Annotated in this window: 12 protein-coding genes and 1 riboswitch; of the genes, 4 read left to right on the top strand and 8 right to left on the bottom strand. The window is 67.6% G+C overall.

The annotated features are described in order from the left end of the window. Window position 1: 1 nt before the first annotated feature. Window positions 2–565, bottom strand: coding sequence for a flavin reductase family protein (locus OHA70_RS12670; RefSeq protein ID WP_328331925.1), 564 nt, complete (start codon window positions 563–565; stop codon window positions 2–4). A 360-nt stretch (window positions 566–925) separates the two neighbouring features. Between OHA70_RS12670 and OHA70_RS12665 the strand changes: the two genes are divergently transcribed. After that, window positions 926–1,420 (top strand): RNA polymerase sigma factor, encoded by a 495-nt coding sequence (locus OHA70_RS12665; RefSeq protein ID WP_328331923.1) that lies wholly within the window; start codon window positions 926–928, stop codon window positions 1,418–1,420. Next, entirely contained in the window at window positions 1,413–1,979 is a 567-nt protein-coding gene (locus OHA70_RS12660; protein ID WP_328331921.1) for a methylated-DNA--[protein]-cysteine S-methyltransferase, read from the top strand. The genes OHA70_RS12665 and OHA70_RS12660 overlap by 8 nt, the downstream gene beginning before the upstream one ends. Window positions 1,980–2,059: 80 nt before the next feature. Here the strand turns inward: OHA70_RS12660 and OHA70_RS12655 are convergent, their stop codons facing one another. Further along, entirely contained in the window at window positions 2,060–2,740 is a 681-nt protein-coding gene (locus tag OHA70_RS12655) for a class I SAM-dependent methyltransferase (protein WP_328331919.1), read from the bottom strand. Window positions 2,741–2,894: 154 nt separating this feature from the next. Here OHA70_RS12655 and OHA70_RS12650 point away from each other — a divergent pair, with 154 nt between their 5' ends. Continuing rightward, a complete protein-coding gene (locus OHA70_RS12650; RefSeq protein ID WP_328331917.1) occupies window positions 2,895–3,605 on the top strand; it encodes a flavodoxin family protein in 711 nt (236 codons plus the stop codon). Here the strand turns inward: OHA70_RS12650 and OHA70_RS12645 are convergent. From OHA70_RS12645 to OHA70_RS12625, 5 genes are all read right to left on the bottom strand, one after another. Continuing rightward, on the bottom strand, window positions 3,602–4,930 hold the full coding sequence (locus tag OHA70_RS12645; protein ID WP_328331915.1) for a purine-cytosine permease family protein: 1,329 nt from the start codon (window positions 4,928–4,930) through the stop codon (window positions 3,602–3,604). The two genes, OHA70_RS12650 and OHA70_RS12645, sit on opposite strands and share 4 nt — an antisense overlap. After that, window positions 4,925–5,052: riboswitch (TPP riboswitch) on the bottom strand. Its footprint overlaps the gene before it by 6 nt. A gap of 22 nt (window positions 5,053–5,074) precedes the next feature. Continuing rightward, the gene (locus tag OHA70_RS12640; protein WP_328335116.1) at window positions 5,075–5,734 is read right to left on the bottom strand and encodes an alpha/beta fold hydrolase; all 660 of its coding nucleotides are present in this window, start codon (window positions 5,732–5,734) and stop codon (window positions 5,075–5,077) included. Further along, a complete protein-coding gene (locus OHA70_RS12635) occupies window positions 5,731–6,504 on the bottom strand; it encodes a hypothetical protein (RefSeq protein ID WP_328331913.1) in 774 nt (257 codons plus the stop codon). Before OHA70_RS12635 ends, OHA70_RS12640 begins: the two co-directional genes overlap by 4 nt. Before the next feature lie 61 nt (window positions 6,505–6,565). After that, on the bottom strand, window positions 6,566–7,420 hold the full coding sequence (locus OHA70_RS12630) for a DUF3152 domain-containing protein (protein WP_328331911.1): 855 nt from the start codon (window positions 7,418–7,420) through the stop codon (window positions 6,566–6,568). Between the two features lie 61 nt (window positions 7,421–7,481). Beyond that, entirely contained in the window at window positions 7,482–8,675 is a 1,194-nt protein-coding gene (locus OHA70_RS12625) for an ATP-binding protein (protein WP_328331909.1), read from the bottom strand. Window positions 8,676–8,852: 177 nt separating this feature from the next. Between OHA70_RS12625 and OHA70_RS12620 the strand changes: the two genes are divergently transcribed. Further along, on the top strand, window positions 8,853–9,881 hold the full coding sequence (locus OHA70_RS12620; protein WP_328331907.1) for a GTP pyrophosphokinase: 1,029 nt from the start codon (window positions 8,853–8,855) through the stop codon (window positions 9,879–9,881). Here OHA70_RS12620 and OHA70_RS12615 read toward each other — a convergent pair. Then, window positions 9,878–10,849: an ArsR/SmtB family transcription factor gene (locus OHA70_RS12615; RefSeq protein WP_328331905.1), complete on the bottom strand. Its 972-nt coding sequence runs from the start codon at window positions 10,847–10,849 to the stop codon at window positions 9,878–9,880. The two genes, OHA70_RS12620 and OHA70_RS12615, sit on opposite strands and share 4 nt — an antisense overlap. Window positions 10,850–10,894 lie beyond the last annotated feature (45 nt).

Raw genomic sequence — 10,894 nt, 5'->3', positions numbered from 1 at the left:
TTCAGGAGGGCCGGTCGGTGGTCGCGTAGCGGCCGTCGTGGTACAGCAACGGCTCGTGGTCGCGGCGTTCGGCATGGGTGGCGAGCCGGACCACGACGATGTGGTGATCGGCGACTGCGAAGCGGTGTTCGACGAGTCCGCGCAAGTAGCTGGGCGCCTCGTCCAGTACGGGCTCTCCGGTCCGCAGCCGGGACCAGCGGGTCGGCTCGGCGAACCGGTCGACGCCGCTGGTGGCGAACCGCCCGGCGATCTCGTGCTGGCCGGCGTCGAGGAAGTTGATCACCAGGCTGTCGGCCCGGTGGACCGTCGGCCAGCTGGACGCGGTGGTGGCGATCGAGAACGACACCAGCGGCGGCAGCAGGCTGACCGAGACGAGCGAGGTCGCGGTGAAGCCGGCCGGGCCGTTGCCCGCGTCCGCGGTGATCACGACCACGCCGGCCGCGTGCCGGCGGAACACCGACCGGAAGATGTCGGCGTCGACGGTCCGTTCGACATCCTGTGGGTCCGGTACGACGGTGAGGCCGGGGCGGCTGGGCAGGGCAGGGTGGATCGCATGGACGGACATGTCTCTCCCTCGGGACGGGGCAGGGACGACCGGCAGCGGACAGGCAGGGCTCTGTCAGTTCTTTGGACCGCGACCGGGCGGGTGGGGTTACAGCCGGCTCTCAGGCCGGGAGGCGTCTTCGCTCAGTCACACGACGAGCGGCAGTACGGAGGTACTAGCGACAGGTTGCGCTGGAGGTGCGCATCTGGTCGATGACGCGACGGCGCGTCAGCAGACTGCTGATCAGCACCGGCAGGTTCGTCGTCATGTCAACGACTCTCTCATCAAAGTCCACTGGAAAACTAGACAATCTCGGTATTCGAAACGACGGTCCACGGAGTGCCCTCACACGGCCGGGTGTGCATGCGTTCTACTGGCGTGATGGTTTCGGAGAAGGTCAGGCTGCCGCCGTTCCAGGCGCTCATCGACGATCACTGGCGCGACGTCGCCAGGCTCGCGCGGGCGCTGGCCGGACCGGTGGACGGCGACGACGTGGCCCAGCGCGCCTGGGAGAAGGCCTTCGCCGCGTACCCGAACCTGACCTCGGCGCAGAACCTGCGCAGCTGGCTGCTCACCATCACCGCCCGCTGCGCCACCGACATGTACCGCGCCCGCAAACCGCAGACACCCCTCGACGACGCGCCCCCGATCGCCGTCGACGGCCCGGAGGCCGCCGACTTCCCCGATCCGGAGCTCTGGCAGGCCGTGCAGGACCTGCCCGAACGGCAACGCGTCGCCGTCACGCTCAAGTACGTCGGCGACCTGGACCACCATGGCGTGGCCGCCGCTCTGGACACCACGCCCGCCGCATCCCGCCGACTCGTCAGCGATGCGCTCGCGACCTTGCGTACCAAACTCGGAGTAAATGATGACTGACCTCGAAGGCCGGCTGAGCCGGCTCACCCCGGGAGGCGCCCGCCCGCCGGTCCTGCCGACCGCCGACGTCTCCTACACCCTGCACGACACCCCCATCGGCACTCTGCTGCTCGCAGTCGCGGGCGACCGGGTGGTGGCCAGCTCCTTCGGCGACGAGGAGTCGCTGACCGACCGCCTCGCCCGGGCGATCTCCCCGCGCGTACTCCGCCAGCCCGGGCCGCTGGACGACGTCCGGCGGCAATTGGACGAATACCTGACCGGTCAGCGAAAGGCGTTTGATTTAACTGTTGATTTGACTCTCGCGACGCCATTCCAGCGACTGGTGCTGACCGATCTGCCCGATCACACGAGCTACGGCAAGACGACGACGTACGGACGGGTGGCCGGCGAGATCGACCGGCCGAAGGCGGCCCGGGCCGTCGGCACGGCGCTCGGCGCGAACCCTTTGTGCGTGGTGATTCCCTGCCATCGGGTGATCGGCGCGAGCGGCGCGCTCACCGGCTACGCGGGCGGCCTGGACGCCAAGCGATTCCTGCTGAACCTGGAATCGAAAAGTTAACTTTTCCGGCGGTCGATCGTTTTCTTTATGCTGGGGGAAAGCAGCAGGTCCCCAATGTGGAGTGGGGACCTGCTGTTTTTCTATTCGTTACCCGGTTGACGGATTTCGAGGATGAGGCGACGGCGGCCGCCCCATTCGCGTTTGTAGACCTTGTAGTCCTTGATTCCCGCGGCTGAGCAGAGCCGGCCGTAGCTGGCCTCGTCGTGGATGTAGTGGACGCTGCTGGTGCCGTAGTGCTCGGTGGTGACGATCCGGTGCTCCGGTCCCTGCCGCAGTCCGTTGGCGATCTCCGAGGCGGTCGCCGGCCCCCAGACCGGCCCCTCGATCACAGCCAGCCCGCCGGGCCGTAGTACCCGGGAGATCTCCCAGATCGTCGACATCTGCTCGTCCTCGGCGAACAGCTCGTGGAACGCCGTCCACAGGCAGATCACCGCGTCGAAGGAGTCCGACTTGTACGGCAGGTCCGTCATCGACCCGATCGCCCAGTCGATCGACAGCTCTTCTTCTCGCGCCTTGGCCTGGCCGGCCTCGACCAGGTTCGGGGAGATGTCCAGGGCACGCACGGTCTTGCCCGCCCGCCGCAGCGGCAGGCTGATCCGGCCGTAGCCACAGCACAGGTCCAGTACGGACTCGCGGCCCGCCAAGAGTTCTTCGACGGCCTGGACGATGGCGGCGTCACTTTCCGGCGTGGTGCGACTGGCCAGCCCCTCGACCCCGAGTTCTTCGTACTCGGCCCGGCTGCGCAGTGCAGAGTTCAGCATTGCGCCAGTATCCCGGCCACGCTGGGTCACTGTCAGTATCGGGAACCGGATCGAGACCTTCTCGAAGTCGGCGAACGGTAATCGCGCCGCTCTCGTGCACCGCCGGTGCGGCCCGTGACACTGAGCCACAGCAACGATTCGCCGAAGGAGAGCCATGTCCACCACCCGGTACGACGACCTGCGGGCCTTGTTCATCAACTGCACGCTCAAGCGATCCCCCGAGCGCAGCAACACCGAGGGTTTGATCGACGTGAGCAAGCACATCCTGGACAAGCAGGGCGTGGCGGTCGAGGTGATCAGAGCCATCGACCACGACATCGCCACCGGCGTCTGGCCGGACATGACCGAGCACGGCTGGGCGACCGACGAGTGGCCGGCCCTTCAGGAGAAGGTGATGGCGGCCGACATCCTGGTGATCGCCGGGCCGATCTGGCTCGGCGACAACAGCTCGGTGACCAAGAAGGTGATCGAGCGGCTCTACGCCAACTCCTCGATCCTCAACTCCGCTGGGCAGTACGCGTATTACGGCCGGGTCGGCGGCTGCGTGATCACCGGCAACGAGGACGGCGTCAAGCACTGTGCGATGAACGTGCTCTACAGCCTGCAGCACCTCGGCTACACGATTCCACCCCAGGCCGATGCCGGCTGGATCGGCGAGGCCGGCCCGGGTCCGTCGTACCTGGACGAGGGATCGGGTGGCCCGGACAACGACTTCACCAACCGGAACACGACCTTCATGACCTGGAACCTGTTGCACCTGGCAAGGATGCTGAAGGACGCCGGCGGCATCCCTGCCTACGGCAACCAACGCTCCGAATGGGACGCCGGTTCACGCTTCGACTTCGAGAATCCGGAGTACCGCTAGACGGTCTGCTTGGCCCGTCCCAGCCGGCCGAACAGGATCGCCGCGACCATCGACACCACGATCGACGTGTACGTCGCGCCGAGCCAGCCCGGTACCGGCTGGTTGTTGAAGAGGGACTGCTGGAGGTCGAGCCAGAACGGGGACCAGCCTTCGACCGTGCCGGGGTTGACGAGTTGGTAGGCGACGAAGCCGAAGACCCAGGCCAGGGTGGGTTGCCAGCGGAACTTGGCGGTGTCGGAGACGTCCCAGTTCATCTTGCTGACCACGAAGAAGTCGGCGATCGCGACCGCGAACAACGGGATGAAGACCGATCCGATCAGGTACAGGAACTGGGTGTAGTTGCCCAGGTCAACGAAGAGCGCGAGCACGGTGGCGAGGATGCCGATGGCAACGGAGATCCAGCGCCGGTCGATGTGGCCGATCAGGTTGTGCGCGGCCATCGTGGTCGAGTACACGTTCGCGTAGGCCTCGTCCACCTCGTCGACCAGCAGGACGAACAACGCGATCGCGCCGGCCGGCAGGGTGACCAGCGCGGTGATCACGTCGGTGCTGTTGGTCTGCAGGGTGGCGACGGCGATCACCCCGAGTGCGTAGTACAGGATCGCGGCGAGGCCGTAGCCGAGGGCCGAACCGGCGAAGGCGGCCTTGTTGGTACGCGAGTGCCTGGTGTAGTCGGCGGCGAGCGGCGCGAACGAGACAACGCCGGCCGCGGCGAGGTCGACACCCGGCCAGAAGCCGAAGACGCTGTCCTGCGGCAGGTCGTGGACCGGCTTGCTGAGTACCTGGATGAACAGGTAGACCGAGGCCAGCAGGACCAGCCAGACCATGAACTTGCGCAGGATCTTCACGCTGCCGAGCGGCCGGACGGCCATCGCGGTCGCGATGAAGCCGGCGATCAGGACGAACAGCCAGCGCCAGCTCTCGCTCGTCACCGCCACGGCCGCTTGCGAGATCACGATGATCTCCATCGTGGCCCAGCCGATGTTCTGCGCGATGTTGAGCACCGTCGGCGCCATCGAGCCACGGCGGCCGAACAGCCCACGCAGGCTGGCCATCGCGGGTGCGCCGGTGTGCGAGCCGAAGACGGCGGCGCCGCCGAGTACCAGAGCGCCGATCCCGCAGCCGACGACGACGGCGATCAGGCCCTTCACCAGCGAACCCGTGTACGCCGCGACGAGCGCGCCGGTCACCGGGCCGAACAGCGAGATGCCGAAGTTGCCCCAGAGCGTGAACTGGTCGAGGAACCCCAAGGTGCGGGGCGCGTCCGTGGTCAGGACGAGCGGCGCCTCGGTGGCGGTGGACGTGCGTGCAGCGGTAGTGGTCATGGCTGACCTGCTCCCTACGCCGGCATTACCCGGTCAGGTTCAGGCGGTCGGCGACCCGGCTGGTTCTACAGCTCGTCGCCCTCTCAGCCCGCTGATCGGCGCGAGCTCCCGCGGAGGTTTTGTTACTTCGTCAACGATAGCTCGTCATTGCCCGTTGTATACACCGGCTACCCGCTTGATGAAGGTCACAACCTCTTCGCCGTTCGTCAGCACCGGCATGTGAGCGCCGGTCGGCAGAGTCCAGGCCTGCGCGCCTGCGAGGTCGGCGATTCTCTGGGCCCAGTCGGCCGGGGAGAGGCGGTCGTGTTCGCTGCGGACGACTGCTGTCGGGCACGTGACTCCGCGAATCGCTTCGGCGAGGTCGTAGCGTCTGGCGACCTCCATCGCGCGTGCCATCGACACCAGGCCGGTACGGGCGTACTGCGGAGCCAGGATGGGCACGACGCTCGGCGACTCCCACACTGCCGAGCGGATCCACCTGGCGGCGAGCGTCGGCCAGTCCGAGGCGGTGACGTCACCCGTAGGCCCAATCAGCACCAGGCCCTTCACCCGGTCAGGCTGGGCCAGGGCTGCTGCGACCACTATCTGGCAGCTGGCCGAGTGGCCGACCAGGACCGCCGGGCCGTCGACCTGGTCGAGCAAGCGGTTGGCTAGGGCTTCGGTGTGGAGGTCATCGTCGGGGTCGGCGGGTTCGCCGTACCCGGGGAGGGTGATGACCTGGTACGGCGTGGTGAGGTGTTCGACGGTCGGGGCATAGGACTCCGGCCCGAGGCCAAGCCCGGGAACCAGTACGACCTGGGTCACTCCCAAGGCGGGCGGTCCGGGGCTTGCTGGACGACTGGGTTGCGTACCTCCGGCTTGAGCTCGCGGTAGCCGAGGGCCAGGCCGACAGCGAGGATCAGGAGGCCGGTACCGCCCCAGGCGTACGCCGTGGGGAGGCGGTGCAGGGAGTCGTCGATGGCGCCCATGCCGGTGGTCAGGACCATCACGAACCAGACCAGGATCGGGATGAGAGACAGGGCGACCAGGCCTAGGCCGGTCAGCTCTATCGGGTCTGGCTGGCGGTTTTCCTTGCGGCGGTTGACGACGTCGCGCAGCCACATGAGCAGTGCGGCGACGCCGACTACCAGGGTCAGGAGTTGGCCGATGGTGTCGATGGCGTCCGTACGGAGCGGGTGGTTCAGGGGTGAGCCGGGGAGCTGGGAGATCTCCCGGAGCGAGATGCGCTGGACGGAGATGACCAGGAGTCCGTAGATGCCGGCGATGATCGCGGCTAGGAGGACTACCCGGGCTGCGCGCGGGTCACGGCGGGCTGGGCGGCCGTAGGTGGGTAGCTCGTGCGGCTGCGGATTCGCCGGTGGGCCGTAGGGGGCGCCGGGGCGGTAGGCCGGTGGCTGGTTGTAAGCGGCCGGTGGTGGCTGTTCGGCGTACTGGTTCGGTACGCCGTACTGCGGCTGCGCCGGTTGCCCGTACTGCGGCTGGCCGTAGGGAACTGGCTTGGCGTAGTGCTGGTCCTCGCGGGACTCGTCGGGGTTGTCGCCCCGGCCGTAGGTGGGGAAGTCCTGTGACGACATTCGCTACACCCTCCCGCTCACTCGGACCGTCTCCGGACAGGTTCTCACGGGCGAGGTCGTTCTAGGTGGCTTTGATCGTCGGCCATGCGTTGGGCAGACAGCCGGCCAGGCCCTTCGTCTGCTGCATCATCACCGGCGCCGGGGTGTTCGGCTTGGCGCAGGTCGAGTGGCCGTGGCCGAGGGCGTGGCCCACCTCGTGGTTGACCAGGTAGCTGCGGTACAGGTCGACCTTGCCGGCGTACGCGGGGACGGCGTACATCCAGCGCTTGGCGTTGAGCACGACCCGGTTCTCGACCCGGCAGGAGACCTCACCGCCGGTATCGAGCGGCAGGCACAGCTTGTCGGTCAGCGTCGGCGTCGCCACGATCACGCGCAGGTCGGCGTCGACCTTGTCGGTCCGCTCGAACCGTACCGGCCCCAGCGCTTGCCACCCGCGCGGATCGGTGAGCGTCTTGTGGATCTCGGCCGCGACCTTCTCGCCGTTGAGCGACAGCCCGTCCTCGATCTCGACCCGGTAGGTCAGCTTGTTGTTCGGCCCGGTCGCCTTCGCGAACCCGGCGACCACCAGCAGCTGTCCGGTCGACACCGTCACGTTCGGCTTGGAGCCCTTGGGTCGCCGCGTCAAAGTCGGTGCCGGACGCAACGGCGTGGTGAACGTCGCCGTCGGCGTCGGCACCTGCGTCGGCTTAGCGACCGGTACTTGGGTCGGCTCGCTCTTGGCCACCACGCTGCCGCTGAACTGCGCGGCGAGATTGCGCTCCTGAGTGGCAACTGGATGAACCACCATGACGATCCCGAGCACCGCGAGCGCGGTCACCGAGAACCACTGCGCCTTGTACGACTTGGTCCGGCTGTGCCTTGACTTCCGTCGGCGCGCACCACTCCCCGAACGCCGCCCACTCCGTCCGGTAGCCATCTCGCCTAACCCTATCGACTCCCAGTTACATCACAAAAGAGCAACTTCCATGGAGATCGACCTAGGCCGTCCGCGTGCGGAGGAATTTGCCGAAGTGGGGGACGGTGAAGGCGACGGTGCCTCGTTCGGCGGAGAAGACCAAGCCCTTCTTGATCAGGCCGTCTCGGGCCGGTGAGAGGGATTGGGGTTTGCGGTTGAGGGTGGTGGCGACCTCGGCGGTGTTGACCGGGCCGTCGTCGGCCGTGATGCCGAGCTCGGCCATGGCTCGCATGTACTCGCGTTCGGCCGGAGTCGCGCGTTCGTAGCGGGAGCCGAAGAAGCCGACGGTCAGCTCGGCTGAGGCCTCGGGGGCGGCGACTGCTACGTCCTTGATGGTGATGGGGCTGGCGGGGGCGTGGTCCCAGGTGGCGTGGGCGAAGGCTTGGACGAAGTACGGGTAGCCGTCGGTTTGGGCGTAGAGCTCGTCGAGGGCTTCCTCTTCGAAGACGACGCCTTCGGTTTCGGCGGGGATCATCAGCGCCCGGTCGCAGGCCTCACGGGAGAGGCGGTCGACGCGGACGTAGCGGAAGAGGCGCTCGGAGTACGACTTGCTGGCGGACAGTACGGCGGGCAGATGCGGGAGGCCTGCTCCTACTACGACCAGTGCGGCGCTCTGCTGGCTGATCTCGTGGCAGGCGGCGCACAGGGCGGACAGGTCGTCGGCGCTGATGTCCTGCATCTCGTCGATGAACAGACCGACCCCCACCGACAGGTCGCCGGCCAGGTCGGCCGCATCCGCGAACAGCTCGATCAGGTCCATCTCGAGGTCGCCCGAGTCGGCCCGGCCCTTCGCGGCGACCACGTCGACCGGGGGATGCCAGCGGATGCCCTTGCGATCGTTCTGGGCGGTACGCAGGGCAAAGGCCTTCAGTACTGCGCTGAACTCGTCCACCCGCTCGGAGTCCCGGTGCCGGTGCCCGAGCTCGCGCATGGCCGTATGCAGAGCCTGGGCGATCGGCAGCCGGATGCTCTGGTCTGGCCGGGCCTCGATCTTGCCGGTACCCCAGGCGCGCTTGATCGCCTGGCTCCGCAGCGTGTTGAGCAGCACCGTCTTGCCGACCCCGCGCAGCCCCGACAGCACCAGGCTGCGCTCCGGCCGTCCCGCCGCGACGCGTTCGAGTACCACCTCGAACTGCCGTACCTCGGTGTCGCGTCCGGCCAGCTCGGGCGGGCGCTGGCCGGCGCCGGGCGCATAGGGATTCCGGATCGGATCCATGCATTTCACTCTATGAGGCTCTCTAGCGTTTTCCTTAGATTTCGCTAGCCAACCCGATCGCGTGTCGCTGCCGCGACAATCATCTGCCACCCTCTGCGCCCGTATAGCGAAAACACTAGAAAGTGCTAGACACGCGTAGCGCAGCCTAGGAACCGCGATCAGCACTAAGGTCTGCGCATGGGTGGGGCTGAACTGCAGGACTGGACGGTGCAGGCGGCTGCGCAGTACGAGCGGACGCATCAGCAGTACGTCGGCGGCGCCCGCAAGCTGGAAGCGCTGATCAACGAGCTGATCGGCGAGGAAGAGGGCATCAACTACCTCAGCGCGACGGCCCGGGCCAAGGATCCCGAGTCGTTCCTGGCGAAGGCCTCCAAACCGCGTCCGGACGATCCCACCAAACCGAAGTACGACGATCCGCTGAACCAGATCACCGACCTGGTCGCGGCCCGGATCATCACCTTCCTGGTCGAGGCCGTCGATCGCGTCTGCGAGGTGATCGAGTCCGAGTTCGAGATCGTCGAGCACACCGACATGGGCGCGCACACCCGCGCGCAGGGTGCCTTCGGGTACGCGAGCAAGCACTACCTGGTACGCCTGAACGCCCACCGCCGTGAGCTGCCGGAGTACGCGGTGCTGAAGAACCTGACGATGGAGATCCAGGTCCGTACCGCGGTCCAGCACGCGTGGGCCGAATTCGAGCACGACATCCGGTACAAGCTGGACATCCCGCCCGACCGCAAGCCCGAGTTCGACCGGCGCTTCCTGCTCGCGGCGGCGCTGATGGAGCTGGCGGACAACGAGTTCGCCGAGATCGACAAGCTCTACCGGGAGCTGGCGGCCGCCGAGCCCGACGCGGCGCCGATGGACCTGACGACGGCGACGCTCACCACGTACCTGACCAGGCGCTACCCGGACGCGCCGCATGCCAAGACGAACCACTACGCGTGGATCCTCGGCATCCTGGCCCAACTCGGCGTCACCACCGAGGACCAGCTAACCGCATTGCTGCAGGACATCGACAGCAAGGCCGTGCAGGCCGCGATGACGCATCGCTTCCCAGCCGGTACGGTCCGCAGACTCGACGACGACCTGCTGGCGGCTAGGGGTTCGGAGTACGTGGATCTCTTCCCCGCTGAGGAGCGCCGGCAGAAGATCCTCCGCGGCCGCCTGAAGGCACTGGTCCGCGCGGGACTGCTCGAGGGCTAGCGGGGCCGCTGGCGGAGTAGTGCTGCGCCGAGTGGGGTGAGTACGTGCAGCACTGTCTTGTCGGCGCGGTGGGTCGCGATCAGGCCGCTGTCGCGGAGCACTGTCAGGTGGTGGCTGGTGGTGGGGGCGCCGATGCCTATCTGGGCGGCTATCTCACCAGCGGTCAGGCCGGACGCGGTGGCGCGGAGTACGGCGGCTCTGGTCTTGCCGAGTAGGGCCGCGGCCGTTACCTCTCCATCCTTGGGGCCTGGGGGCTCACGTAGTACGGGATAGACGAGGACTGGGGAGAGGTCGTTGTCTGCCAGGGTGATGGCGTTCTGCCAGCAGAAGTAGGACGGGATCAGGTGGAGGCCGCGGCCGGCCAGGTGGATGGTTCGGTTGATGGGGTAGCGGACCTCGAGGACCGGCGAGCGCCAGCGCATCAGGGGCTGGAAGCTGCTCAGCAGTCTGTCGGGACCACCTCGGGCCAGTGCCCGGGCGCGGATTGCCCGGTCGGCTGCGAGCTCTGCGGAGATCAGCTCGTCGTGCGGCTCGATCACCTTCTGGTGGTACGTCCGCAGGGCGGCTCCAAGGTCGGGCCGCAGGTCGCCGTCCGCCAGCCGGGGACCCCACGACGGCGCTTGGTGGACCAGCGCCAGGGTCTTGAGCTCATCGGTGACCCGCTCGGCAGGAGTCGCCAGCAGAGCGCCGATGCCCGCCTCGAGGCCGCCGCGTGCAGCAGGTGGAGTGAGGAAGTCCGGGAAGTAGGCCGCCCGAGGGAAGAGCGGCAGCAGCATCGAGGTGACCTGCTTGCGCAGTACCGGGTCGGTGAGGGTCTCGGAGGCAGCGCGGTACCAGGACGCGTAGGCCCACCGGCCGCGGCGGGTCTGCAAGCGGTCAAGGCTGTTGGCTATCTCCCACAGCGGGTCGGCGGCAGGGACGACCCGGACCTGGGAGAGGTCGCTTTCGGTGAAGATCACTCGCAGCATGTCGCCCCCAGTCGGCCTCGACTACAGATCGAAGGCGAGCGGCGA

The organism is Kribbella sp. NBC_00382, from assembly GCF_036067295.1.
Taxonomy (GTDB): domain Bacteria; phylum Actinomycetota; class Actinomycetes; order Propionibacteriales; family Kribbellaceae; genus Kribbella.
This window is presented reverse-complemented; position numbering and strand designations above follow the sequence as displayed.